The organism is Massilia sp. R2A-15 (assembly GCF_030704305.1).
Lineage (GTDB): Bacteria > Pseudomonadota > Gammaproteobacteria > Burkholderiales > Burkholderiaceae_D > JAFCUW01.
On sequence record NZ_CP131935.1, the window covers coordinates 4,162,211 to 4,188,353 of the forward strand.

Annotated in this window: 23 protein-coding genes; 9 read left to right on the forward strand and 14 right to left on the reverse strand. The window is 63.8% G+C overall.

Annotated elements, in window-relative coordinates:
* The first annotated feature begins 60 nt into the window (after window positions 1–60).
* Window positions 61–3,120, forward strand: a complete 3,060-nt coding sequence (locus Q4S45_RS19170) for a peptidase domain-containing ABC transporter (protein ID WP_305507003.1) — start codon at window positions 61–63, stop codon at window positions 3,118–3,120.
* Window positions 3,117–4,370 (forward strand): sigma-54-dependent Fis family transcriptional regulator, encoded by a 1,254-nt coding sequence (locus Q4S45_RS19175; protein ID WP_305507004.1) that lies wholly within the window; start codon window positions 3,117–3,119, stop codon window positions 4,368–4,370. The genes Q4S45_RS19170 and Q4S45_RS19175 overlap by 4 nt, the downstream gene beginning before the upstream one ends.
* 526 nt (window positions 4,371–4,896) lie before the next feature.
* On the opposite strand, the gene Q4S45_RS19180 is transcribed toward Q4S45_RS19175, so the two are convergent.
* The 10 genes from Q4S45_RS19180 to Q4S45_RS19225 all read right to left on the reverse strand — a co-directional run bounded on the left by Q4S45_RS19180 (window position 4,897) and on the right by Q4S45_RS19225 (window position 9,083).
* The gene (locus tag Q4S45_RS19180; RefSeq protein ID WP_305507005.1) at window positions 4,897–5,655 is read right to left on the reverse strand and encodes a PP2C family serine/threonine-protein phosphatase; all 759 of its coding nucleotides are present in this window, start codon (window positions 5,653–5,655) and stop codon (window positions 4,897–4,899) included.
* A complete protein-coding gene (locus Q4S45_RS19185; protein WP_305507006.1) occupies window positions 5,652–5,930 on the reverse strand; it encodes a hypothetical protein in 279 nt (92 codons plus the stop codon). Before Q4S45_RS19185 ends, Q4S45_RS19180 begins: the two co-directional genes overlap by 4 nt.
* Before the next feature lie 54 nt (window positions 5,931–5,984).
* Window positions 5,985–6,251, reverse strand: a complete 267-nt coding sequence (locus Q4S45_RS19190) for a hypothetical protein (protein WP_305507007.1) — start codon at window positions 6,249–6,251, stop codon at window positions 5,985–5,987.
* 15 nt (window positions 6,252–6,266) lie between these two features.
* Entirely contained in the window at window positions 6,267–6,542 is a 276-nt protein-coding gene (locus Q4S45_RS19195) for a hypothetical protein (protein WP_305507008.1), read from the reverse strand.
* A 302-nt stretch (window positions 6,543–6,844) separates the two neighbouring features.
* On the reverse strand, window positions 6,845–7,036 hold the full coding sequence (locus Q4S45_RS19200; protein WP_305507009.1) for a hypothetical protein: 192 nt from the start codon (window positions 7,034–7,036) through the stop codon (window positions 6,845–6,847).
* A 135-nt stretch (window positions 7,037–7,171) separates the two neighbouring features.
* Window positions 7,172–7,429 (reverse strand): hypothetical protein, encoded by a 258-nt coding sequence (locus Q4S45_RS19205; RefSeq protein ID WP_305507010.1) that lies wholly within the window; start codon window positions 7,427–7,429, stop codon window positions 7,172–7,174.
* Window positions 7,430–7,492: 63 nt separating this feature from the next.
* Window positions 7,493–7,777 (reverse strand): hypothetical protein, encoded by a 285-nt coding sequence (locus tag Q4S45_RS19210; RefSeq protein WP_305507011.1) that lies wholly within the window; start codon window positions 7,775–7,777, stop codon window positions 7,493–7,495.
* Window positions 7,778–8,162: 385 nt separating this feature from the next.
* The gene (locus tag Q4S45_RS19215) at window positions 8,163–8,420 is read right to left on the reverse strand and encodes a hypothetical protein (RefSeq protein ID WP_305507012.1); all 258 of its coding nucleotides are present in this window, start codon (window positions 8,418–8,420) and stop codon (window positions 8,163–8,165) included.
* A 64-nt stretch (window positions 8,421–8,484) separates the two neighbouring features.
* On the reverse strand, window positions 8,485–8,763 hold the full coding sequence (locus Q4S45_RS19220) for a hypothetical protein (protein ID WP_305507013.1): 279 nt from the start codon (window positions 8,761–8,763) through the stop codon (window positions 8,485–8,487).
* Between the two features lie 41 nt (window positions 8,764–8,804).
* Window positions 8,805–9,083: a hypothetical protein gene (locus tag Q4S45_RS19225; RefSeq protein WP_305507014.1), complete on the reverse strand. Its 279-nt coding sequence runs from the start codon at window positions 9,081–9,083 to the stop codon at window positions 8,805–8,807.
* 367 nt (window positions 9,084–9,450) lie between these two features.
* Between Q4S45_RS19225 and Q4S45_RS19230 the strand changes: the two genes are divergently transcribed.
* On the forward strand, window positions 9,451–11,496 hold the full coding sequence (locus Q4S45_RS19230) for a serine/threonine protein kinase (protein ID WP_305507015.1): 2,046 nt from the start codon (window positions 9,451–9,453) through the stop codon (window positions 11,494–11,496).
* Between the two features lie 241 nt (window positions 11,497–11,737).
* On the opposite strand, the gene Q4S45_RS19235 is transcribed toward Q4S45_RS19230, so the two are convergent.
* Window positions 11,738–12,874: a formylglycine-generating enzyme family protein gene (locus tag Q4S45_RS19235; protein ID WP_308633155.1), complete on the reverse strand. Its 1,137-nt coding sequence runs from the start codon at window positions 12,872–12,874 to the stop codon at window positions 11,738–11,740.
* 187 nt (window positions 12,875–13,061) lie between these two features.
* Between Q4S45_RS19235 and Q4S45_RS19240 the strand changes: the two genes are divergently transcribed.
* The 6 genes from Q4S45_RS19240 (at window position 13,062) to Q4S45_RS19265 (ending at window position 20,389) form a co-directional block, all read left to right on the forward strand.
* Window positions 13,062–13,451 (forward strand): DUF4399 domain-containing protein, encoded by a 390-nt coding sequence (locus Q4S45_RS19240; protein WP_374046118.1) that lies wholly within the window; start codon window positions 13,062–13,064, stop codon window positions 13,449–13,451.
* Window positions 13,452–13,709: 258 nt separating this feature from the next.
* Window positions 13,710–14,135 carry a DUF4399 domain-containing protein gene (locus Q4S45_RS19245; RefSeq protein WP_305507017.1) on the forward strand — a complete coding sequence of 142 codons (426 nt, stop codon included), beginning with the start codon at window positions 13,710–13,712 and terminating at the stop codon, window positions 14,133–14,135.
* 1 nt (window position 14,136) lies between these two features.
* A complete protein-coding gene (locus Q4S45_RS19250) occupies window positions 14,137–16,080 on the forward strand; it encodes an HD domain-containing phosphohydrolase (protein ID WP_305507018.1) in 1,944 nt (647 codons plus the stop codon).
* The gene (locus Q4S45_RS19255) at window positions 16,068–17,471 is read left to right on the forward strand and encodes an efflux transporter outer membrane subunit (RefSeq protein ID WP_305507019.1); all 1,404 of its coding nucleotides are present in this window, start codon (window positions 16,068–16,070) and stop codon (window positions 17,469–17,471) included. Before Q4S45_RS19250 ends, Q4S45_RS19255 begins: the two co-directional genes overlap by 13 nt.
* The gene (locus Q4S45_RS19260) at window positions 17,455–19,038 is read left to right on the forward strand and encodes an FHA domain-containing protein (protein ID WP_305507020.1); all 1,584 of its coding nucleotides are present in this window, start codon (window positions 17,455–17,457) and stop codon (window positions 19,036–19,038) included. Before Q4S45_RS19255 ends, Q4S45_RS19260 begins: the two co-directional genes overlap by 17 nt.
* A complete protein-coding gene (locus Q4S45_RS19265) occupies window positions 19,019–20,389 on the forward strand; it encodes an HlyD family efflux transporter periplasmic adaptor subunit (RefSeq protein WP_305507021.1) in 1,371 nt (456 codons plus the stop codon). Before Q4S45_RS19260 ends, Q4S45_RS19265 begins: the two co-directional genes overlap by 20 nt.
* A gap of 79 nt (window positions 20,390–20,468) precedes the next feature.
* Here Q4S45_RS19265 and Q4S45_RS19270 read toward each other — a convergent pair whose 3' ends face one another.
* The 3 genes from Q4S45_RS19270 to Q4S45_RS19280 all read right to left on the reverse strand — a co-directional run bounded on the left by Q4S45_RS19270 (window position 20,469) and on the right by Q4S45_RS19280 (window position 25,852).
* Entirely contained in the window at window positions 20,469–23,678 is a 3,210-nt protein-coding gene (locus Q4S45_RS19270) for a DUF3427 domain-containing protein (RefSeq protein ID WP_305507022.1), read from the reverse strand.
* A 95-nt stretch (window positions 23,679–23,773) separates the two neighbouring features.
* A complete protein-coding gene (locus Q4S45_RS19275) occupies window positions 23,774–24,388 on the reverse strand; it encodes a tetratricopeptide repeat protein (protein WP_305507023.1) in 615 nt (204 codons plus the stop codon).
* Window positions 24,389–24,643: 255 nt separating this feature from the next.
* Window positions 24,644–25,852 (reverse strand): PHB depolymerase family esterase, encoded by a 1,209-nt coding sequence (locus tag Q4S45_RS19280; RefSeq protein WP_305507024.1) that lies wholly within the window; start codon window positions 25,850–25,852, stop codon window positions 24,644–24,646.
* Between the last annotated feature and the right edge of the window lie 291 nt (window positions 25,853–26,143).

Below are 26,143 nucleotides of genomic sequence, written 5' to 3' on the forward strand. Positions count from 1 at the left end.
ACGGAAAAACCGGGGTCTGCCCGCTCGGCCAGCGTCGAGTCTGCATAACGCAGGAACGTCATGGATCCCTTACCGCAACAGCAATCGGCCGCCGATTTCCTGTCCACCGTTGAAATCCTGTCGCCGTTCACGCGCGCCGAACTCGAGCGCCTGGCCGACGCCGCCGAGTCGCGCTTCTACGCTTTCGGCGACACCGTCTGCCAAACGGGCGAGCCGGGCGGCGGCCTATACGTGATCAAGTCCGGCTCGGTTCGCGTGTTCAGCGACGAGCACGGCAAGGAAGTGAGCATGGGCGTGCGCAAGACCGGCGAGGTGTTCGCCGAGATCGCCATGCTGCGCGACCATCGCCACGAAGTCTCCGTGCGCGCGTCGCTGAAGTCCGAGCTGCTGTTCATCCCGCGCGCCGCGATCGAGCCGGTGCTGATGCACAATCCAGTCGCCCTCGACTTCGTCACCAACTACGTCGCCATCAGTTCCGCCGGCGGCCTGGTGGCGCGCCTGTTCGACCTGCGCGGCAAGGTCAGCAAGGAGGAGCTGGCGGACTTCGTGCGCAGCGTCGGCGTCAAGCGCGTCGGCCCCGGCAAGGAAATCCTCAAGCAGGACTCGCGCGACGACCGCCGCCTGTACGTGGTGCGCCAGGGCCAAGTGCGCCTGGTCTACCACGATGCCGACGACGAATACAACCTGGCCACGCTCGGCGCCGGCGAAATCTTCGGCGAGAAAGCCTGCCTGATGCGCCAGGAACAGATGGTCTCCGTCATCGCCGTCACCGACGTCACGCTGCTGGTCGTGCCCGAAAAAACCGCCCACTTCATCCTCGAGCGCAACGTCAAGCTGCGCGAGGTAATGGAAGACCGCATCCGCGGCGTCGAGCGCGAGCTGCATCGCCAGAAGCGCCTTGCCGAGCGGCGCAAGAAACCGGTCGTGCTCGACCTGCACTCGAAGGCCGAGTCCGGCGAGAAGCTGATCAAGCGCTTCGCTCTGGTCGAACAGGCCGAGGAGATGGACTGCGGCGCCGCCTGCCTGGCGATGCTGTGCCGCCACTACGGCTTGAACATGACGCTGGGAAAACTGCGCGAACTGGCCAACGTCACCACCCAAGGCGCCACCCTCGACAGCCTCGCGCGCGCCGGCGAGACGCTCGGCTTCACCACGCGCGGCGTCCAGTGCACCTACGACGCCCTGCTCGGCTTCGACCTGCCGTTCATCGTGCACTGGGAAGGCTACCACTACATCGTGGTCTACGGCGTGTCGCCGCGCCAGGTGTGGGTGGCCGACCCGGCCGTCGGCTTCAAGAAGATGACGGTGGAGGAATTCGAAAAAGGCTGGAGCGGCACCTGCCTGGTCTTCACGCCCGGCCAGGAGATGGTGCAGCTGACCGCGGCGCGCTCGCCGTGGCTGCGCTTCGTCAGCTACCTGGCGCCCTACAAGACCATCCTGTGGCACCTGTTCCTGGCCACCTTCGTGATCCAGATGCTGGGCATCGTGCCGCCGATGATCATCCAGAACATCCTCGACAGCGTGGTGGTGCACCAGAACGTCAGCCTGCTGCACCTGCTCATCCTGGGCCTGGTCATCTCCACCGTGTTCACCCAGGTCATGTCCACCGTGCGCTCCTACCTGGCCAACTACATGGTGCGCAACCTCGACTTCTCGATGATGTCGCAGTTTTTCAAGCACACCATGTCGCTGCCCTACTCCTTCTTCGCCAAGCGCAAGACCGGCGACATCCTCGCGCGCTTCCAGGAAAACGCGACCATCCGCGCCTTCCTCACGGAGTCCACCGTCACCACCGTGCTGAACGTGATGATGGTGTTCATCTACTTCACTATCCTGTTCCTCTACAACGTCAAGCTGACCCTGCTGCTGATCGCCTTCGTCATCCCGATCATGGCGGTGACCGTGCTGGCCACGCCGCGCACCAAGGACTTCGCGCGCGAGGTGTTCACCGCCTCGACCGACGCCCATTCGTTCCTGATGGAAGCGCTCGGCGGCATCGAGACCATCAAGGGCATGGGCAGCGAGCGGCCCGTGCGCCTGAAGTGGGAGAAAAAATACGTCAAGGCGCTCGAAGTGCAGTACCGCGCGCAGACGTTCAACATCCGGGTCGGTCTCGCCAGCCAGCTGCTCAATTCCGCCACCACCATCGCCATCCTGTGGGTCGGCGCCGACCTGGTGCTGTCGCGCGAACTGTCGATCGGCCAGCTGATCGCCTTCAACGCGCTGATGGGCAGCGTGCTGGCGCCTCTGATGGGCCTGGTGGGCCTGTGGAGCCGCTTCGCCGACGCCACCGTCGCGATGGAGCGCCTGGGCGACGTGCTCGACATCGAGCCCGAGCAGAAGCCGTCCGACCTCGCCTCGCGCGTGGTGCTGCCCGATCTGCAGGGCGAGATCAAGTTCGAGGGCATGTACTTCCGCTACGGCGAAAGCGACACCCCCTACGTGCTGGAAAACATCACCATCGACATCAAGCCAGGCGAGCTGGTCGCCATCGTCGGGCGCAGCGGCTCGGGCAAGACCACGCTGGCCAAATTGCTGGTCGGCTTCTACCCTCCCACCGAAGGGAAGATCATCGTGGACGGCTACGACATGAGCGTGATCGACAAAGACTACTACCGCGCCCAGGTCGGCTACGTCATGCAGAGCAACCTGCTGTTCTCCGGCACCATCGCCGAGAACATCGCCAGCGGCGACGACAGCCCGGACCGGCGCCGCATCGAGGAAGTGGCCAAGATGGCCGACGCCCACGCCTTCATCGCCAAGATGCCGCTCGGCTACGAGCAGATCGTCGGCGAGCGCGGCGTCGGCCTGTCCGGCGGCCAGGTGCAGCGCCTGTGCATCGCCCGCGCGCTGTACCACGATCCGCGCCTGCTGGTGTTCGACGAAGCCACCTCGGCGCTCGACACCCAGTCCGAGAGCAACATCATCGCCAACATGCAGAACATCCTCGAAGGGCGGACCGCCGTGATCATCGCGCACCGGCTCAGCACCATCATGCGGGCCGACAAGATCGTCGTGCTGTACGAAGGCGCCATCGTCGAGCAGGGCAAGCACGAAGAACTGATCGAGCGGCGCGGCATGTATTACGAACTCGTCCAGAAACAATTGAGCGCGGCATGAAACTGTTCAACCAAGGCATCCCGCGCGGCTCCGCGATGTCGTATGCGGCGCTGCTGGAAAAGATCGAGATCCTGCGTTCGACCTTGCGCTGGTCCACGTCGATGGAGCGGCCCGACATCGAAAAGCTGCTGCGCCAGGCCAACGTGCTGCGCGACGAAGTGATGCAACTGTCGCACAAGGAACGCTTCGTGCAGGCGGTCAGCGCCGAGCCTGTGCCGGACCTGGCGGCGGGCGAACGCCGGCAAGCGCTGTTGGGCCGCAGTTTCGTGTTCGAAGGCACCTTCGGCGACAACCCCAAGCTGCTCGACGCGCTCGAAGTCGCGGAGAAGGCGGCTCCGACCGAGCTGCCGGTGCTGATCGACGGCGAGAGCGGCACCGGCAAGGAGCTGATGGCCAAGGTGATCCACGCCAACGGCTCGCGCGCCGACAAGCCCTACATCTCCGTCAACTGCGGCGCGATTCCCGAAAGCCTGCTCGAATCCGAACTGTTCGGCCACAAGAAAGGCGCGTTCACGGGCGCGGCGACCGACCGCAAGGGCAAGTTCGAAAGCGCGCACCACGGCACGATTTTTCTCGACGAAATCGGCGAACTTCCGCTGCCCGGACAGGTCAAGCTGCTGCGGGTGCTGCAGTCGCACGAGATCCAGCGCGTGGGGTCGGACGAAACCACGCTGGTCGATACGCGCATCGTGGCGGCGACCAACAAGAACCTGCGCAAGCTGATCGAGGAAGGACTGTTCCGCGAAGACTTGTTCTATCGCCTCAGCGTGATCCAGCTGACCTTGCCGCCGCTGCGCGAACGCCGCGACGAGATACCGCTCTTGATTTCCTGGTACGCGGACGAATCGGCGGAAGAGCTCAAGCGCCGGCCGGTGAAGATGACGGCCAAGCTGCGCGATTTCCTGCTGAACTATTCATACCCCGGCAACATCCGCGAGCTGCGCAACCTGCTGTACCGGATCTCGTGCCTGGCGGGCGAGACGGCCGACCTGGCGCATCTGCCGGAAGACATCCGGCCCGCGGCGCCGGCTGCGCGCGGCAAGGCGGCGCCGGCGGCGGCGATGTCGATGAGCGACGCGAAGCGGGTGGCCAGCGACGAAGCCGAGCGCGCGTATCTCGAACGTGGTCTGCAGGAAGTGGGCGGCACGGTGGCCGAGCTGGCGCGGCGCTGGGACATGAACCGCTCGCATTTGCAGATCCTGCTGAAAAAGCACGGCCTGCACTCGAAGGATTTCCGCAAAGACGCCTGAGTTGGCGTAAAGACCGTCGTTCCTTCGCAGGCAGGAACCCATGCTGAGCGTGCGGCCAGCGCTAACCAACACGCGTCAGGGGTATGACGGGGGCGCCGAGCACCGCGGGTTCAGACCCAAGTTCAGCAAACTATGATCTGTCGTTCCTGCGCGGGCAGGAACCCATGCTGAGCGCGACGGGCCGAATCAAATGGCGCGTCAGGGGTATGACGGGGCGCCGAGCACCGCGGGGTCAGACCCAAGTTCAGAAAACTATGATCTGTCGTTCCTGCGAAGGCAGGAACCCATGCTGAGCGTGCGGCCAGCGCTAACCAACACGCGTCAGGGGTATGACGGGGGCGCCGAGCACCGCGGGGTCAGACCCAAGTTCAGCAAACGATGATCAGTCGTTCCTGCGCAGGCAGGAACCCATGCTGAGCGTGCGGTAAGTTCCAATAAACATGGGGTCAGGTCCGCAGGACCAGACCCCGACACGCGGCGCTCCTGCATGCTTTTCGCGGCCGCATGCCATCCCGAAACAGCAGTCTCAAAGTGCCGGATTAATCATCGTCTTGTCGCTCGACGCATCATCCGCGCGCACCACCACCACCGAGATGTTATCGCGCCCGCCGTTGGCCAGCGCCTGCGCCACCAACTCGTCCACCGCGCGGCGGCAGTCGCCCGCCGCCAGCATCTCGGCGATCGCCTGATCCTCCACCGGATTGCTCAGCCCGTCGCTGCACAACAAGAACAAATCGCCATCGCGCACCTGCAGCGTGCCGACCTCGTAATCGATCGTATCGGCCGCCCCGAGCGCCCGCGTAATCTGATTCGGCATCGCCGGCGGCGCATCGAGCCCCGGCGGATGCGCCCGGTACTCCTCCGCCTGGCTATGATCGCGCGTCAACTGCCGCAGCCGGCCATTGCGGTACAGATAAATGCGGCTATCGCCCGCCCACACGTACGCCGCTTCGGACCCGCTGGCGAGCAGCACCACCACAGTGCTGCCCATCATCGCCACCTTGCGCAGCACCGCTTCATCGCGCAGCCGGCGGTTCACCGCGCGCAGCTGATCGCCGGCCGCGGCGGCGAACCGGTCGATATCGCCAGGATCGGCAAGCGCCTGCAGCGCCTCGACCACCATGCCGCTGGCGACGTCGCCATACGCGTGCCCGCCCATCCCGTCTGCCACCGCCCACACGCCGCGCTCGCCCATTTCCAGCAGCGCGTCCTCATTGCGGCTGCGCACCAGCCCGATGTCCGTGCGCGCCGCCGACGTCCAGCGCAATTGTGCCTGGGCGGTCATTGCAGCCGATTGTTCACGCTGCCTTCATCGACCGTGACCGCGATGTTCGAATTCGGCCCGGAGTTGTTCACGTTGACCATCTGATACTGATTGATCATCTGGTCCGCGTAGTTATTGGTCTGGTAGAAGTTGATCACTTGCGGCTGCGACCGCAGAGTGGACGGAACCGCCATCCAGCCATAAATCCAGTTCGCCGCCCCGCCCCGCACCTGCGCCAGCGCCTTTCGGTCCAGCTCGCGATTGACGGAAAGGTCTGTGATCGTAATGGTAGCCATGATTGCGTCTCCTCGACACGTCGGAAAAGAGAGGCCTGTGCAGGCCTCCCTAGTTTAGAACATCTTTGGAATGACCGCGTTGTTGAATCCAGTCTGCGCGACCGCCAGGTCAACGTGCGGCCCGCTGAAGCCGGCGCCGATCGTGCCATTGTTATTGAGCACGTTGACGTCGACGTCCTGCACCTGGATGAGAGTCTGGTTCACGTTCAGGTTCATGTTGACGTCGGAACCCCAGGCCATGTGGCCGCCGTGCACCGCCGACATCGCACGCGCGTCGAGGTCTGTGCTGCACGACAGGTCGTTGAGGGAAATGGAGGACATGTCCGTTCTCCCCGCTTAGTACTGCACGATGTTGTTCTGGCCGAACTGCTCGGTCGTGTTGACCGCGCTGACGTCGCTGACGAAGGCCGAGCCGTCGGCGGTGCCGTTGAACACGCTCTGTCCCTGCATCAGGTTCTGGATGCCGTGGATCGACGAGTCGTAGCTTGGCGTGTACGAGATGTTGCCGACCGAGTACACCGGTGCGGCCATGTGACCGCCGCGAACTGCCGACATTGCGGCGCGGTCGAGTTGTTCGGTGCGGGCCAGGTCTTTGATGGTCAGTGCTTTCATGATGATTCTCCTAGAGTAGTGGTTGGTTGGTTGAGGCATTTCGATGCGCTCGATCTCTATATAGCGAAAGCCGTGCCAGCACCCCGACCAAGGCGTAAGTCATTGAATTCATTAGTTTTTGCGAGTTCCTTAACTGACCAGGAAGATGGTTCTGACCAAACAGTTCGCGGCGTCTCGTTCGGCGCCGCCCAACATCTCGGGGTAGGTTCGCCGGGGCGACGGGAAGACCGCGTCCCCATTTTTGAACGGACGAAAAAAAACCGCCCGGCGCAAACCAGGCGGCTTCTCGTGACAAACACAAACTACTTCTTCGGCTCTGCCTGCGGAAACGTCGGCGCCCTGCGCGCCAGGTCGACGATCCTCACTCCGCGCGCCGGCTCGCGCCTCACGGCGCCACCCGCCGAGCGCATCCTCGACCCGCCCGCAATCGCCAGCATCGCGCGCCGGTCCAGTTCGACGTTCTCCGCCAAATCCTTGATAACGATAATTCCCATGATCCCTCCTTCGCAACCGTGATGAAAATGGCCCAGCCCAGCCATCTGCAAATGGCTGGGCTGGACCGGCTGAGGACTTCGGTCAGTTGACATGGTAGCCCTCCTTTCGTTGGAAAGCAGCGCGCACGCCAGACATCAGGCGGGTGCGCCTCCGTGGCTGGCCTGCCAGGTATCGGCGGCCGCGTTCATGTCCGCCCCGCCGAAGTTGGCGCCGATGACGGCATTGTTGTTAAGGACGTTGACGCCAACCTGCTGGAACTGCAGGAACTGCTGGTTGAGCGAAACATTCACGTTCACGTCCGGCACGATGCCGCTGCCGCCGCGCACGGATGACATCGCGGCGTTGTCCAATACCGAGCGGTGCGACAGGTCTTGAATCTGAATCGATGACATAAGGTTCTCCTTGCGTGTTGATGGTCGATGGAGGCCAGCGGTCGCGGCCTCCATCGCTGCGGATCAGTGCGAGCCGCCGGAGATGATGTTGTTCTGGCCGAACTGGGTCGTGGTGTTGTGCGCGTCCACGTTGTCCACGAAGGCCGAACCGTCCACAGTGCTGTTGAATACGCTCTGGAACTGGGTCATGTTCTGCGTCGCGACGATCGACGAATCGTACGAAGGGGCGTAGTTCACGTTGCCGACGTCGTACGACGGCCAGCCCAGCGTGCCGCCGCGTACGGATGCCATTGCGGTGCGATCGAGTTCTTCGGTGCGGGCCAGATCTTTGATGGTCAGTGCTTTCATGATGATTCTCCTGATAGATAAAGGTTGGATTGGTTGAGGCATTTCGTTGCGCTCAATGTCTATATAGCGAAAGGCGTGCCAGCCAATGCCGTGCGACCTAAGTCGTTGAATCTTATGCGTTTTGCGAGTTCGCTATGGCACGCACCAGGTGGGTTCACACAACCAGTTCGGAGAGACGTGTTCGGCGCCTCCCAACACTCATGCGTCGCGGCCCAAGATGGGGTCAGGTCCGCCGGAGCGACGGGGACGCCGAGTCCCCGGGTTTGCCGGCGGCAGATGAACTTGCAGCCGTCGGGCCTCGTCCACATTGATGACGAAAATGGTCCAGCCCAGCCATCTGCAAATGGCTGGGCTGGACCGCTTCGGAATGGAATGGCGGGGCCGCTCAGGCTGGCGCGCCTCCGTGGCTGGCCTGCCAGGTATCGGCGGCCGCGTTCATGTCCGCCCCGCCGAAGTTGGCGCCGATGACGGCATTGTTGTTGAGGACGTTCACGCCAACCTGCTGGAACTGCAGGAACTGCTGGTTGAGCGAAACATTGACGTTCACGTCCGGCACGATGCTGCTGCCGCCGCGAACGGATGACATCGCGGCGTTGTCCAACATCGTGCGGTGCGACAGGTCTTGAATCTGAATCGATGACATAAGGTTCTCCTTGCGTGTCGAAGGGTCGATGGAGGCCAGCGGTCGCGGCCTCCATCGCTGCGGATCAGTTCGAGCCGGAGATGATGTTGTTCTGGCCGAACTGGGTCGTGGTGTTGTGCGCGTCCACGTTGTCCACGAAGGCCGAACCGTCCGCAGTGCCGTTGAACACGCTCTGGAACTGGGTCATGTTCTGCGTCGCGACGATCGACGAGTCGTAGTGCGGCGCGTAGTTCACGTTGCCGACGTCGTACATGGGCCAGCCCATGCCGCCGCGCACGGCAGCCATTGCGTTGCGATCGAGTTCTTCGGTGCGGGCCAGGTCTTTGATGGACAAGGTTTTCATGGTGATTCTCCTAAATGAAAGTAAATGAGTGATGGATGCGATTAGTGGCTGGACACGATGTTGTTCTGGCCGAACTGGTCGTTGGTGTTGGTGGCCGAGACATTGTCGACGAATGCCGAACCGTCGACCGTCGAGTTGAACGCTTGCTGCCCCTGGAACAGGTTCTGCACGCCGACGATCGACGAATCGTACGAAGGCGCATACGAGATGTCGCCGACTTTGTAGGTGGGCATCTGCATGTGGCCGCCGCGCACGACGGACATTGCGCCGCGGTCGAGTTCTTCGGTACGGGCCAGGTCTTTGATGGTCAGAGCTTTCATGGTGTTTCTCCTTGATGATCGGTTGGTTTGGAAAGTGAGGCATTTCGTTTGCGCTCGATGGACATATAGCGAGATGCGTGCCAGGTCCCGCACGGGGCGCGCAGCATCGCATAAGCCATTGAATTTAAAGCGAAGTATCGGACCGGCATTGCAAGAAGAAACAGCACGCGGGAACCATCGGTGGTGGGCCGTATCCAACAGTTTTAAGGGGTGTGTTTGCGGCGTGCCGACATGCAGCCGCGCATGATGCGCCCGGCTTGATGATCGTATATTTAGTGCTACGCTCAAACCGTAGGGAGGGGTCTGGTCCTGCGGACCTGACCCCATTTTGGATGTTGTGGCGGCGGCGGAAATTAACCCGAACCCGATGGACAACCTTGCTCAAGCAATCCAGCAACTGCAAAGCGGCGCGCTGGAACGCTCGGATTTTTTCATCCAGCTGGACCGGGCGCTCGCCTCGGCCCCGGGCAACGCCGTGCGCATGCTCGAGGCGCTGAGCGAGCAGCACGCCCGCTCGCCGCTGGCGCCCGAGCTGTACGCCGAAGTACAGCAGCACATCGAACGCTCGCTCAAGGCGCGCAAGAACGCCGGCGCCGACGACACCTTCGTCCAGACCAGGCCTGGCGCCTTCGTCCCCGCCGCCCCGCCCGTCACCACGCCGCCGCGCGACGAACTGGACGATCAGGAAGCCGAGCCCGAACGCATGAAGGCGGTAGGCGACACCCTCAACGGCCGCTTCGTGCTGGAGGAATGCGTCGGCTTCGGCGGCATGGGCACGGTCTACAAGGCGCTTGACCTGCGCAAGCTCGAAGCGGCCGACCGAAAGCCCTACATCGCCATCAAGGTGCTCAACGTCCAGTTCCGCGGCCACCCGAAGTCGCTGATCGCGCTGCAGCGCGAAGCGCGCAAGGCGCAGGCGCTGGCGCACCCGAACATCGTCTCGGTCTACGACTTCGACCGCGACGGCCAGACCGTCTACCTGACGATGGAATACCTGTCTGGCAAGTCGCTCAGCCAAATGCTGCGCGCGCCCGGCTTCACCGGCATGCCCTACGCCGACGCGCTGAAAATCGTCGAAGGCATGGGCAAGGCCCTCGCGTATGCGCACGAACGCGGCTTCGTCCACTGCGACTTCAAGCCGGGCAACGTCATCCTCACCGATTCCGGCGTGGTCAAGGTCATCGACTTCGGCATCGCCCGCGTGTTCCAGAAAGCGGAAGAAGAAGTCGACGTCACCGTGTTCGATCCCGGCAGCCTGGGCGCGCTGACCCCGGCCTACGCCAGCCCGGAAATGCTCGAACACCTCGAACCCGATCCGCGCGACGACATTTATGCACTTTCTTGCATAACCTACGAATTGCTGACCGGCAGCCACCCGTTCAACCGCCTTTCGGCGCTGCAGGCGCGCGCCGCCGGCATCAAGCCGCAGCAGCCTCCCGGCCTGAGCCGTGCCAGATGGCGCGCGCTGAAGGACGGCCTGTCGCTCGAGCGCGCCACCCGCACCCCGACGGTGAACCGCTTGCTGAGCCAGCTGAGCGAGCCGGACCACGGCCCGCGCAACAAGATGCTGGCGATGGTGGGCGGCGGCATCGCGGCGCTCCTGATCGCCGGCGTCGCCGTCTGGCGCTTCGGACTGCCCGGCAAGAGCGTCGCGCCGCCGCCCGCGGTCGCCACGCAACAGGCGCCAGTTCCGGCCCCGGTCGCACCGCCCGCTGCGGCGCCCATGCCCGACCCGGCCGCCATCGCCGCCGCGCTCGCCGCCGTCCCCTGCTCGGCGCTGCTGGCGACGGCAACCGGGCGCACGCTGCGCGTCCAGGGCTATCTGGCGAAGGCTTACGGCAACGCGCGCCTGAGCGAGACGCTGGGCGCGGTGACTGGCGTGTCCGCGGTCGAGCTGGACGTGCAGCCGGTGGCCGACAACAACTGCGCTGTGATCAGCGCCCTCGGCCCGTACTGGAGCGCGCACCGGCGCGCCGGCGGCGGCGCCAAGATCGTCCTCAGCACGCCAGGCGCCGCGGCCGGCAACGTGCTGACCGACGGCGATTCGCTGATGGTCGACATCACCACCGCCGGCGCCGACTCGTTCGCCACGGTGGACTACTTCGAGGCCGACGGCAGCGTCGTGCACCTGCTGCCGAATCTGCGCGCGCGCGACAACCGGGCGCCGCCGCGCTACACCGCCACCATCGGCAGCCTCGGCAACTGGATGATCGCCAAGCCGTTCGGCAGCGAGATTGTGGCGCTGGTCACCACGCCGGTGCCGCTGTTCGATGCGCTACGTCCCGAAACCGAATCGGCCGCCGATTATTTGCGCGCGCTGGAAGATCGTCTGAAGCAGGCCAGCGCCAGCGCGGGCGGCAATGCCATCGCCGTCGATTTCGTCCAGATCAGCACGCGGGCGCGCAAGCGCTGACGGGGGTAAAGGGTCTGACCCCGCGGGTCAGACCCTGGTTTGGCTGCGGGCTCCCGGAAGGTACTGCTGCGACTTGCGCCGCGCGCGTTTTCTCCGTCGCTCCTGCGCAGGCAGGAGCCCATACTGCGTCTGCGCAACCTCAGCATGGGTTCCTGCCTGCGCAGGAATGACGAGCTGGGGGCCGCGGACTCAGCATGGGTTCCTGCCCGCGATGTATCGCGCAGATACCGCAGAGGCAAGACTACTTCATGCCACGCGCCACCCTGAACCCATTCTGCGTATGCCGCACACTCGCGTCATACTTGAACCGCGACGTCGACAGCATGTAACTGGCTCCTTCGCGCCACGATCCTCCCCGAATCACCCGCACGCTGCAATTGGCCGAATCCCAAGCCCTCCCATCCGCCGGCGCATCCTTGAACGTGTTGTGCCAGCAGTCCGCCACCCACTCCCACACGCTGCCGTTCATGTCATACAGCCCCCACGGATTGGGCGCGAAGCTGCCCGCCTTGGCCGGCGCATCGGCCTGCCACGGCGGCCCGCAGTCCTTGCAATTGGCCTTGCCGACGGCCATCTGCTCGCCCCACCAGTAGCGCGTGCTGGTCCCGCCGCGCGCCGCATACTCCCACTCCGCCTCGGTCGGCAGCCGATACGCCTTGCCCGTCGTGGTCGCCAGCCATTTGACATACACCTGCGCGTCATCCCAGCTGACATCGCGCAGCGGCGCCGCCGCCACGCTGTTCGACGCCTGCGCCAGCTGCGGACACGCATTGGCCGCCGCGCACGCATTCCACTGCGCCACGGTCACCTCGTACTTGCCGATCGCGAACGGCGCCGCGATGGTGACGGAGTGCGCCGGCTTCTCGCTCGGATCGCTGCTGTTGCTGCCCATCGTAAATGAGCCCGCGGGCACCGCCACCAGCACCGGGCAGGTCGGACAATCGGTGATCTCCGAACCCGCCTTCGCAGGCGGCGAGGAAGCAGGTGCGGGCGCCGCAACAACGGGCGGCGGCTTCACCGCGGTGACTGGCGGCTTGACCGCGGAGGCCGGAGGCTTCACCACCGCAACAGCCGGCTTGCTCGGCGCCGGCGTGGGCGCCGCAGTGGCAGGCGCTGGCGTCGCCGCCTTCAGCCGGTCGATGCGCGCCTTCGCCAGCGCAACGAAACGCCCCTTCGGATACTGCTTCAGGTATGCCTCGTAGTCGCCGACATGGTTGCTGTCCTTGATCGACTCCCAGAACGTGATCTCGAACTGCTCGGCGCTGTTCTTCGGCACCACGCCGGCCAGTAGGATGGGCGGATCCACGTCGCGGGCGACGCCGGTGGACGGCATGACAAGGCCCAGCAAAACGCTTGCGATGAGAAGAAGATGTGCCACGAGCCGCTCCCGGTAATCGCTGCGCGCAAGACGAATCGGCCTTGCGGATTTACTTCGACTGTGCCAGATTTAGCCATGCGGAGTCGCACGATGTCGTGAACATTTTGTCCAGCAATTGTTCTTGCCCGCGTCGCGGGGAAAGGTGCCGATCATGCGCAACACATTGCTTTCCGCCGCACTGCTGGCGATGCTCTTGCAGCTGCCCGCCGCCCAGTCGGCGCGCACGGCGGCGCCCGAAAACGCCCAGGTCTACTTTATCTGGCCGTCCGACGGCACGGTCATCCCGAACGGCAAATTCTGGGTGCGCATGGGCCTGCGCAACATGGGCGTGGCGCCAAAAGGCAGCGACGTCGCCAAGACCGGGCACCACCATTTGATCATCGACTCCGAGCTGCCGGCGATGGACGAGCCGATCCCCAACGACCGCAACCACCTGCACTTCGGCGCTGGCGAGACCGAGGCGCGGGTCGAACTGCCGCCCGGCAAGCACACCCTGCAGCTGCTGCTCGGCGACGCCAATCACGTGCCGCACGATCCCCCGGTGCAATCGAAAAAAATAACCGTCATCGTGAAGTGAATTGACAGCGCGATCCGTGGTCTAACGAAGATGGGTTGTTAGCCTGTAGACCGTCGTACCCGCGCAGGCGGGTACCCATGCTGAGCGCGCCGACGAAGTAAAGCTCGCTCAGCATGGGTACCTGCCTTCGCAGGTACGACACCTTAACTGACGGTATTCGGGACGGGTCCCCGGGGGCCTGATCGCCAATCGTATCCCGGGGTCTGGTCCCGCGGAGCGACGGGGATGCCGAGTCCCCATTTTGGATGGAGCCATGCCATGCGCAAATCCCTCGCCGCCGCAGCTGTGCTTGCCTGTCTGTGGAGCGCCGCGCCCATCGCCGCCAACTCCCCGGCGCCGGCCAACGCCTACTGCTACATCGGCTGGCCCAACGACGGCCAGGTGATCGCCGCGGGCAAGCCCTTCCGCGTCTGGTTCGGCCTGCGCTACATGGGCGTGGCGCCAAAAGGCGTCGCGTTCAAGAACACCGGCCACCACCACCTGCTGATCGACACCGACCTGCCGCCGCTGGACCAGCCCATCCCCAACGACCGCAACCACCTGCACTTCGGCGCGGGCGAAACGGAAACCACCATCGAACTCGCGCCGGGCAAGCACACCCTGCAACTGCTGATGGGCGACGAAAACCACATCCCCCACAATCCGCCCGTCAAGTCGAAGAAAATCACCATCACCGTCAGATGACATGGAAACATCGCCTTCCTTCCCCGCACCGGGCGGCGCCGTCTCCGCCTACCTCGAGCTGACTGGCGCCGGCAGCGCCAAGCCCGCGGTGCTGCCGCTGCACGACGAAGCGGTGATCGGGCGCGACCCGCAGGACGCGCTCGCCTCCGACAAGTTCATCTGCGTGCCCGAGCACACCATCAGCCGCCGCCACGCCCGCATCCGCCGCCGCGGCGCCAACTACTTCATCGAAGACCTGCACTCGCGCAACGGCACCTTCGTGCTCGGCCAGCGCCTCGCGCCCGGCGCCTGGCACCCGCTGCACGACGGCGACGAACTGTCGCTGTCCTCGGCGCAAATGGTGTTCCACTCGCTGGTCATCCCGCCGCGCGAAAGCATGCCCACCATCATCACCAAGGCCGTGGACGCCACCCAGTACGCCCAGCCGACCATGCGGCCGGCCGCCGCGCCCAGCGACCTCGAAAAATCCGTCAAGCGCCTGCACGCAATGGCCCAGGTCAGCATCGCGCTCGGCGCCGTGACCGACCGCGCCACGCTCACCGAGCGCATCATGAATTTTATTTTCGACCTGTTCCCGCTGGCCGAGCGCGCCTTCATCCTGCTCAGGGTCAACGAGCGCGACGCCCCGGTGCCGGTGGCCGCGCGCCGCCGCGACGGCGCCATCCAGGACCCGGCCACCGTGCGCATCTCGCACACCATCGTCGACGAAGTGCTGCACAGGAAGCACGCCATCCTCTCCACCGACACGCTGTCCAACCGCCACTTCTCGGCGCAGGAATCGATCGTCGCGCAAGCCATCCTCAGCGTCATGTGCGTGCCCCTGATCATCGGCGACGAAGTGATCGGCCTGATCCAGGTTGACACCTCCTCCGACCCCTTCGCGTTCACCGAGGCCGACCTTGAAATCCTGAGCGGCGTGTGCGCCGAGACCGCCGTCGCCCTGAAAAACTTCCAGCTCTACGCCGACATCAAGGGCCTGCTGGACGGCTTCGTCAGCGCCTCGGTGCAGGCGATCGAAGAACGCGACCCCGTCACGGCCGGCCACTCCTTCCGCGTCGCCGAATATTCCGACCGGCTGGCCGAGGCCATCGGCCGCGCCGACGACCCCGACCTGCGCCGCATCGCCTTCACCAGGGAACAGCTGCGCGAAATCCACTACGCCGCGCTGCTGCACGACTTTGGCAAGGTCGGCGTGCGCGAGCACGTCCTGCGCAAGGAAAAGAAACTGCACCACGCCGACATGCGCCTGCTGGAGCAGCGCTTCCGCTACGCCCGCTCCTGCATCGAGCGCCAGGCCTACCGCGAGCTGGCCGAAACGCACCTGCGTGAACGCCTCGATGACGCCGAATTCCGCCGCCGCAAGGAAAACATCGACGCCGAGCTGCGCATCGAAAGCGCCCGCCTCGACGCCTTCCTCGAATCGATCCGGCAGGCCAACGAGCCCGCCATCTCCGAGGGCGGCAAGCGCTTCGAGCTCGACCCGATCCGCCGCTACGCCTGCCGCCATCCGGAAGGCGACGTGTTCCACCTGCTCGACGACGACGAACTGGCCGCGCTCAACATCGCGCGCGGCTGCCTGACGCCCGACGAACGGCGCCAGATCGAAGCCCACGTGGTCGATTCCTACTCCTTCCTCATTTTGATCCCGTGGACGCGCGAACTGGCCGGCGTGCCCGCGATCGCCCACGGCCACCACGAAAAGCTCGACGGCTCCGGCTACCCGATGGGCCTGAAGGGCGGGCAGATCAGCATCCAGACCCGCATCCTCACCATCAGCGACATCTACGACGCCCTCACCGCGCGCGACCGCCCCTACAAGCAGGCGGTGCCGGCCGAAGCGGCGCTTGCGCTGATGGACGCCGAATGCGCCGCCGGCCACCTCGACCCGCGCCTATTCAAGGTGTTCGTCGAATCACGCGGATGGGCCACATCATGCGCCGCCTGAACCATCTCTTCGCCCTGCTCGCCGCCATGCTGCTGTGGGGCTGCGCCGACGTCAGCCAGAAGCCCTACCAGCAGCCGTCGGTGCCGGAAAAAGCCGGCTGGTCGCAAACTTCCGGCCGCCCCGCCTCCCCCGGCGACACCATCCAGATCGACTGGTGGAAGCAGTTCAAGGACCCCTACCTGGACGGCCTGGTCGACAAGGCCGTCAACGGCAACTTCGACCTCAAGGTGCTGGCCGCGCGCATCGGCGTGGCGGGCGCCGAGATCGGCGAAGCGCGCGCCGGCGCCCTTCCCACGCTCGACGCCGGCGCCGGCGCCAGCTTCGAAAAAAGCACCGGCCAGAACTTCCGCAAGCAATTCAATCTCGGCACCCAGGTCAACTGGGACATCGACATCTGGGGCAAGGTCGAAAAAGGCGTGAAAGCCCAGACCGCCGAATACAAGGCGACCGAAGCCGAGTGGCGCGCCGGCTACCTCAAGCTCGCGGCCGACGTCGCCACCACCTACTTCCAGATCCTGCAATTCGACGAACAGATCGACCAGCAGCAAAAATCGCTCGCCAAGAGCCAGCAGATCCTCGCCACCTACCAGGCGATGCAGCAAAACGGCCTGGTGCCGCAGACGCGCGTGCTGCAGCAGGGCGCGGAGGTCAACGGCCTGACCAACGCCCTGATCGAACTGCGCCGCCTGCGCGCCATCGCCGGCAACGCGCTCTCCACCCTGGTCGCCGTGCCGGCCGGCGACTTCACGGTACCCAAGGGCAACCTGCAGCAGCGCGTGCAACTGCCGACCGTGCCCGAAGGCCTGCCGTCCCAGCTGCTCAAGCGTCGGCCCGACGTCGTCGCCGCGGAATTTCGCGTGCTGGTCGCCTACGAGCTGGTCGGCCAGGCCAAGCTGGCGCAACTGCCCTCGATCGGCCTGACCGGGCGCGGCGGCACCGCCAGCTTCGCGCTGAGCAGCCTGCTCAAGTCCTTCACCTTCGGCCTGCTCCCCAGCATCAACTTCCCGATCTTCGACCCCAGCGTCAAGGCGAAAATCAAGACCAGCGAAGCGCGCACCCAGGTCGCCGAGCAGCAATACCGCGCCACCGTCATGGCCGCCTTCGAAGAAGTGGAGAACGCGCTGGTCAACCTCGACGCGCACCGCAAGCAGCGCGAGCAGCTGCAGCAGCAGACCGACCAGCTGCGCACCGTGGCCGTGCAGATCGACGCCCAACTCAAGGAAGGGCTGGTGTCTCAGCTGGAAGTATTCGAAACCGAGCGCTCGCTGCTGTCGGCCGAACTGGCGCTGCTGGCCAACCACCAGCAGATCCTGTCCGACACGGTGACTTTGTACAAGGCGCTGGGCGGCGGCTGGGCGCCGGTGGATGTGCGGCATGCGTCCCGCGAATGAACCGGACGGCGGGCACGCCGTGGCCGAAGCGCGCGCACCGGCGGGCCAGCAGCGCATGATCGTGCTGCAGCCGCTCAACCCGCCGGGACTGGCCGACATCCGCATCGACGGCAGCCTGTTCGCGGTCGGCCGCACCGAAGCGCCGTTCGCCTCCTACCCGGCCGACGTCGTGGCCGACCTGTCGCGCCGCCACGCCCGCATCTTCTGCGAAGGCGGCGCCGTCTACCTGGCCGACCTCGACAGCAAGAACGGCACCACGGTCAACGGCGCCGCGCTGAAGCAGACCATCACCCGGCTGGGCAACGGCGACGAAATCGGTTTCGGCCGCGCCCTGTCGTACCGGCTCAAGCTGGTGGAAGGCGGGCCGGCGCCGCCGCCCACGGCCACCCTGGCCAGCCTGACGCTCACGCCCGAATCGCCGGACTCTGGCCTGCAGCCGATCGTCGTCACCGAATTCCCCTTCCTGATCAGCAAGGCCGACGACACCTTCGCGCGCTACCAGGCCAGCGCGCCGGCGCAAGTGAACTACCTGTCGCGCCGCCACGCCCACATCTTTCTCAAGCACGGCCGGCCCTTCATCGAAGACCTCGGCAGCACCAACGGCACCTTCGTGGACGGCACGCGGCTCGAAGAGCACGCTGTCGCGCTAACGGAGGGCAGCACCGTCGGCTTCGGCGGCCACCACTTCGTCTACCGGCTCAGCGCGCAATGGGACGACCCGACCGTCGATCCCACCGTCACCCGCTTCGGGGCCGCGGCCGCCGCGCCCGCCATCGACACCGACAAGACCACCTTCGTGGCGGCGGCCGACTCCTTCCTCGACATCTTCTGCGTCGACCCGCCGCACGAGGAGCCGCGCGCCGAAGCGGCCGAAGTGCCCGCCGCCGAAGCCGCCCGTGCCCGGCCGCAAGGCAGGACCGCCGCCTTCATCGCCGAACTGAGGGCGGCCATCGGCGGCGAGGACGTGAGCAAGAAGCCCGCCATTCGTCTAGGCCTGATGGCGCTGGCCGCCCTGGTCGTGGTCACGCTGGCGCTGTACCTGGCCGGCGCGCCGGAGCGCGACGCGCAGGATCTGCTCGCCAGCGGCAACTACGCCAAGGCGGCAGCCGTCGCCACCGACGGCCTGGCGCGCGATCCGGACAACCTCACGTTGCGCAACCTCGCCACCCAGGCTCAGCTCAAGGCTAACGTCCCGCGCTGGTCCGCGCTGCTCAAGGCGCGCCAGTTCACCGCCGCCACATCCGTGGTCGCAACGATGCGGCAAAACGCGCGGCAGAATCCCGAGCTGATGCCGCTGGTGGACGAACTTGCCTGGATCGGCGACATCGAAAAATTCGTCGCCGCACGCGGCGGCGCCGAGGCCGCATCCAGCAGCCCAGCCGACGCCGCCAGGATCAAACAGATCCTCAAGCAATGGGAAGACGAGACCGAACTGCACCAGCGCGCCTTCTCCACAATCAGCTCGTACGTGCCCGAGTTTCGCGACACCTACGCGGTTGCGCTAAGCCACGTGCGCAAACTTGCCCTGTCGGGCGGAGGACCGGCCCATGAGCAGCAATCCCCTTAAGCCCCTGACCGAAGCGCTGGAGGACCACAGCGCCGAAGGCATCTCGATTCTGACCGCCGAACCGTGGCGCTTCACGCGCGCGGTGGTCTACACCATGGTCGGGCTGGTGCTGGCCGGGCTGGCCTGGTCCTTCTTCGGCCACGCCGACGTGATGGTCACGGCGCCCGGCACGCTGGTGCCCGCATCCGAGGTGCGGCGGCTGTATGCGCCGATCGACGGCGAGCTGTCCAGCATCTACATCGCCGAAGGTCAGCCCGTGCTCAAGGGCGACGTGGTGGCGCGGATCTACGCGCGCGGCGCGATCGAAGCGGCCAAGAACGCCCTCGAAGCGCGGCTCAAGCTGGAAGACGCCGAACGCGAATGGAAAGAATTCCCCGAAAAGAAAGCGCTGATGGAGCGCCGCGCCGCCGCGCTCAAGGAAGCGACCGCCGTCGAAGAAAAGCAGCACGAACGGCGCCTGGCCGAAGGCACCAGCAAGGTCACCGCGGGCCAGCAAGCGCAAGTCCAGGAAGCGCGCACCAACATGGACGACGCCAGGCGCGCGCGCGATGCCGCCAAGGACGAGGCCGACAAATACACGCGCCTGTTCGCCATGGCCGGCGGCGGCGGCGTGTCGCAGTTGCAGGTCGAACAAAAGAAAAACGCCCTGCTGGCCGCGGAGAACGCCATGCGCGTCGCGCAGGCCCGCTTCAGCGAACTGAACGCGCGGCAAAGCCTCGAGTTCACCCAAGCCAAGTCGCAGCTCGAGACCAGCGGGCAGGAACTGACCAAGCTGCGACTGCAATCCGAATCGGCGGACCGCGAGGTGGCCAACGCCGAGGACAAGCTCAAGCTGCAAGTGCAGACGGCGCGGCTGGTGGCGGATGCTGCGGCGCGCATCAAGTTCGAAAACATCGACAAGGACAACTTCCTGCTGATCGTCGCGCCGGTGGACGGCGTGATCACGGACGTGACGTCGACGCAGCCCGGCGACAAGATCCAGGCCAACTCGCCGCTGGGCGGCATCGCGCCGAAGGATGCGAAGCCGATCCTGAAGATCGAGATCGCCGAGAACGACCGCGGCTTCCTGCGCGAGGGACTGCCGGTGCAGATCAAGTTCAACGCGTTTCCGTACCAGCGTTACGGGCTGATCAAGGGCACGCTGCAATTCATCTCGCCGGCGACCAAGGTGTCGGCGGTGACCAAACAGCCCGTGTACGAGGGTCGAATCGCGCTAGAAGCGGATCACTATCGCGTTGGCAATACTTCATACCCGCTGCGATATGGGATGGCGGCGGTGGCAGAGATCGTGGTACGCGAACGGAGGATGATTGATCTGGCCTTGGACCCGTTCAGGCAAATCGGCGGTTGAGTCACCGATCCGGGCTCAGGTCCGCCGGACCTGACCCCGGCTTTGTCCCCGCAGCCGGCCGCACCTTGTCGTCTCTTTGCTAACCCATCCTCAATACGCTGAATTGGCTAAATGCCGCCGCGGGCAGCGGGATATAGAGTTTCCAAGTGATATTCATGGGCCGCTCGCCGTGGGTGTTCTGAAAAATCGTTGGTCCGCAAGCTAGGTATGGGCTCTCCGAATCAGGGCGAACAAACAGCTGGTACGACCAACCGTTAGCTTTCTCACCCACACTCTCGAGATACTGGCGCCCGATCGGCGTAGTCGGCGCCGCACTATTTTGGGACTGCCAATGGAACAAATCGTGGCTGATCGCATAATCGTGATACGCCACCGATTCGTGGAAGCCGCTACGCTTGTCCAGCGTTACAAACATCAGCTCGAGCTTACGGTCCTTGAGTCGCAACACGCCGGTATTGAAGAGCGGCCGGGCGGAGGCGGTGAGAAATCCCACCGCCGTGAGGATTTCATTGAGGCGATAATGCCCGTGAAGACAGAGCGGTGCGAACTCAAGGCCCGGAATGGGCGCCGAATGGGGTAATGCATTCGCATTTAAAACTTTCGCCAACTCTGCTAACTCATGCGCGCTGTTCGGATTGGCTAGCAAGCGCTGCGCGAAGGCCGCTCCGCTTCCAACCCGACTTGCGGTCCCGTCCACCTGATACGCTAACATTTGCAAGCGCAAGGCTTGTTCGCCATCCAGCGCCAGCTCATCAGGCGCCTCCTCCACAATCCGCGACATCAAGGCAATTTGAGATGGATCGCTGCTGTGCAACAACGCCGCGAATCGCCGACCAAAATATTCCTCTTCTGCTCCGACATCTTGGACCGCCAATCCGGCGGCGCGACGCAAAGCAGCCCATCCGCTATTTCCCTTGCCACGGTAGATGTCGCCAATACTCAGCGCTTGATCGTGTAGGAACTCAGCGAGGCTGACATTTTGGTGCCCTCTCAAGCTCACGTATGCCTGAAGCTCACGTGTGAGACGCGCCCAATTTTGATTGATGAGTGTGCGAAGATTGTGGAGAATTTGCTCGCGGCTTTGCCTCTGCAACTGAATATGACAACCAGGCGGCAGTTGATTGAAGCCGTTCTCCACGCCGTCGATCAGCTGGCGACGATTCAAGCCCGTCATCTGCCCAAGCAGATGGTCAAAGCGAAACTCGCTCGAATACTGGCCAACGAAGTCGAGAATCAAGCAGCTTTCCTTGCCAGGAGACAGGCGCAAGCCACGCCCAATTTGCTGTTGGAACAAAACCGGACTCTGGGTTGGCCGCAACAGAAGCAGCGTATCGACAGTGGGGATATCGACGCCCTCATTGAACAAGTCGACCGTAACTAGCACGCAGACCTTTCCGGCCGCGAGCGCGACGGGCGCGTACTCCCGTTCGGATGTTGACGATTGACCAGTAACACACAGCGCTGGTATGCCCGCGGCGTTGAATTTCTTTGTCATGAATTCTGCGTGTCTAACACTCACGCAAAACGCAATGGCCCTACCCTTTCGAGGATCAGCGCAGAGACGAGCCCACTCGTTGATGATGAGGCGCGCACGAATTTCATTTCCGGTGAGGACATTGTCGAGCATTGCTGCCTCACCCGGCTGTCTCCATGGGATATCGCGCAGATTCGTCGGGTCATCGCATGCGAAGTATTCAAACGGCGCAAGCAGTTGCAAGTCGAGTGCGTGCCAGAGGCGAAGCTCAACTGCGGGACTTCCGTCGGGACGGGGATCGAAATACACGGAAATCGGCCTGCCATCACTTCGCTCCGGCGTCGCGGTCAGTCCGATCAGGATCGTTGGCTTGATGCGCGTTGCAATGGCGTCAAAGCTGTTAGCAGCCATCCGGTGGCATTCATCAAAGACCACCGCGTGCCAGTAGTCTGCTCCATAACGATGGAGTAACTCCTTACGGTGGACGCTCTCGATGGTGGCGAAAAGATGGTCGGGACTACCCAGCGCGTGGTCGCCGCTAAGGAGCTGACCGAAACCTCCGTCGCGCAATACCTCGCGATAAGTCTTTATCGCTTGTTGGAGTATTTCGATTCGGTGGGCCACGAACAGCAAGCGAGGGCGACCGCCGTATTTGTTGCAGATTCGCTGATAGTCAAACGCCGCCACGATAGTTTTGCCGGTACCTGTCGCCGCAACGACAAGATTTCGCATACGCCCATGCTCGCGTTCAGCTTGCAACTGCTCGAGCATTTCTAGCTGATAGTTCTTCGGCTGAAGGTCGAAGAAACTGAACACATTTGCCGCCTGCTCCGACTTGCTGCCACCTTTTTCTTGAGCGATCGCTGCATCGAGCGCCGTGCGGTGCTCGGGGTTGTTCGGGTCGTAAAGCACAAACTCTTTGTCGTGCCACAGCGTCTCGAAATGGGCTTGCGCTTGCGAGAACATTGGACCCTGGCCGCGCTCGGCGAACTTGACGGTCCATTCCAATCCGCCAGCGAGTGCGGCTTGCGTTAGATTCGCGCTACCGACGTAGGCTGTGCCAAAGCCGCTGTTACGCTCAAAAATCCAAGCCTTCGCGTGTAACCGTGTGCGCCGTCCGTCAAGCGAGATTCGCACCTCGCAATTTGGCAGCCGCGCTAACTCGTCGACGGCTTGCGCCTCGGTCGCACCGATATAAGTGGTCGTAAGAATGCGCATTCGTGCGCGTGATTTTCCGGCGCCATCCACCGCCGTAATGCTATGCAAAATATCGCGAATCTTGCGAATGCCGGAAACGGTGATGAAACTCATGAGTATGTCTACGCGGTCGCTACTTGCTAACTCATGACGCAGTTCAGACAGCAGTGCCGGCGACGCTTTGGCCGCGGTGAAAAGCCAAGGCGAAGTTATGCCGGTATCAGGTACAGTTGGCGCCGTGCGCTGGCGGTGAATCGCGGTGAGCTGTTGTGGAGGACTCGCAAGCAGGCGAACATTCGCTCCGAAGTCTGATGTCGGAAATTGACTCGCGAGACGACTTCTGAGATCGACTAGCATCGCGTTGACGAACTCCAGCTGCAGTTGAAGGCGAGTCGGTCGCCCCTCCAGCTCAGCCGCCTCGTCAGTCTGTCGCGGTGAAATCTCTTGAAGGACGCTTGCAAGTTGATCTGCGAGAGCGTCTGCCAAGCGCCGCGCGCCATCGGCAGCGTCAATCGATCCAAGCGTCCTCTGGCCTAACGAAATCTGCTGTGCCAGGGTTAGAGCTAAGTCTTCGGTAAGAAGTTCGTCGTAGAGACCGTCAGGTAGCAAATTCGTCATAGATATCAGAACGACAAAATTTCAGTGTAACCCGTCGTAGTTCTGATAGGAAAATTTCTTCAGCTGTTTTCCCCGAAGGCGTGGGTGCCAGACGATCAGGCCTTATCGGCATCAATCGCCGCGATGATTTCATTCACCTTGTCGATCGCGACCTGGTTGCCCTTCTCTGCGGCCAGGACGTACAAGGTCAGCGCTTGATCGAAGTTCTGCTCGACGCCCACACCGTAGAAGTACATCGACGCCAGGTTGCATTCGGCTACCGCATTGCCCTGCGCGGCTGCGCGCTGGAACCATTCCGCCGCTTTCACCACATCCTGCTCGACGCCCTGCCCGTTGTCGTACATGACGCCAAGATTGGTCTGCGCCGAGGCATGCCCCGCTGATGCGGCGCGCTCCAGCCACGCCAGCGCCTGCGCGTAGTCCTGCTCCACACCGCGGCCGAGGTCGTACATCACGCTCAGGTTGTACTGCGCCAACGTGTTGCCTTTTTCCGCAGCCTGCTTGTACCAGCGCACCGCTTCTTCGAGGTTGACCGGAATGCCGGCGGCGCCCTCGTGCAGCACGCCCAGGTTGTACTCGGCAATGTCGTTGCCCTGCTCTGCCAGCGCCTGGAGCAGCTGCATCGCCTTGGCGCCGTCGCCAGCCTCGACGGCCGCGATCGCCTCGCTCAGTTGCTGATCGACTGCGCTTTGTTCTTTTGCTGCTGCCATCGGTAAGGCTCCTGTCGGAATTCGAATCGCGCTAAGGGCGCGCGTACACAACTGCAAGCTTCTACGATATTTTTCATCCTTGCAATGAAAGTTTGCCAACTTACCTCGAATTGCAAATGAAATTTGCAACAACGGGCTGGGTGGCAGGGAAGATGGGGGCTGCAGGACCAGAGCCCGGATATGGCGTGCCTTACAAGACGCACCGGGTGGCGTCAAATTAGGGGTCAGGTCCGCAGGACCAGACCCCGGGCGCGATCAGGGGCAACTGCCGTAGGCGTAGTAGCCGGCCGAGGTGCGCCGCACGTCGGTGTAGGCCGCGGTCGAGTAATAGCCGAGGTACTGGTTGGAGTTGGTGGCGTACACCTGGCCGTCGCCGCCGATATACGCGCGGCCGTAGTACACGTGCCAGTAGTTGCTGTCGTACCAGTGGCCGCACGTATATGGGGCGGCCACGTTGCCGCTGACGATGCGGTCGATCATCGTCTTGATCGCCACCATTTGCCCGCCGCTCTTGGCCGGGAAGTTGACGTCATCGTAGCCCCACCAGTCCCAGCAGCCGTTCGGGTTCGCCGCCGTCGAAGTCGCCTGCGGATACAGCACGATCATGTTGTTGGTGTCCGCCCAGCGGTTGTAGCCGGTGTTCTGGTAATAGTTGACGCCCACCGTGGCGACGTTCTGCTTGCAACCGTGGAAGGCCACGTGCAGCTTGCAGGCCTGCCCCTCGGCGCAACTGGCGGGCACGTAGGCGTAGCCGCTGCTGGCCATGCCGTGCGTGTTGGGATTGAAATTGCCCCAGAAGGCGGCCTGGTCGAAATTGATGAAGGTGCCGGAGAGCGTGCTGACGTTCTTGGCGTTCAGCGGGCCGTAGATCCACTTGAGGATTTCGCCGGCGGTGTCGAAGTTGCAGTTGTTGACGTAGGGCGAGCCGTTGACGCTGCAGGCGTTGCCGAAGAAGTCGGTCGGCATCGAATGCTCGGCGGCCAGTGTGTTCTTGTAGAAGATGTTGGCCGCGTTGATGTAGTGGGCGTACATCGAATTCAGGTCGTTCATCACCGGCTGCCTGACGGTGGAGTCGAGTGTGCCGGAAAACAGGTAGACCCTGGCGCCGGCCAGGTTGCTGGTGGGGTCGATGTAGCCGTTGCCGGACCAGGTGTCGATCACCGATTCGAGGTAGGAGAGGTTGCGCGATCCGGTATCGGCCATGCACGGGCCGGTGGCGATGGAGACGTTGCCTTGCGAGCAGTAGACCGGGCCGCCGGCGACGATGCCGGCGCCTTTTTTGATCGTCTTCGAATATGCGAAGTGCATCTGGGCGGCCATGTACCCGCCGGACGACAGGCCGGAGACGGAAACGTCGTTGGTGCTGACGTTGTACTTGGGGAGGACGACCACGGCGCCCAAAGCGCTTGCGCTGAGCAGGCTGGCAAGCAGGGCGGCGGTGAGGGAGGTGAGGCGAAGGTCCATGCAGTCTCCTATCGTTGTTGTGAGTTCGATGCAGGGTGACGCGGCTGGCGGCTGAGGTAAGGAAGCCAATGCCAGAATAGGCGTCGGCTGAGGATTGTCAAGCGGATAGAAATGGCGCGGGGACGGGGCAAGATGGGGTCAGGTCCTCAGGACCAGACCCCGGTTTGCGGGCGGCGCGGGCCGACATCGTTGCGGTGGCGGTTCGGCGGCGCGTTCAACTTCGGGGTCAGGTCCGGCGGACCTGACCCCTTCTTTCAGGCGGCGCGGGCCGAAATCGTTGCGCCGGCAAGT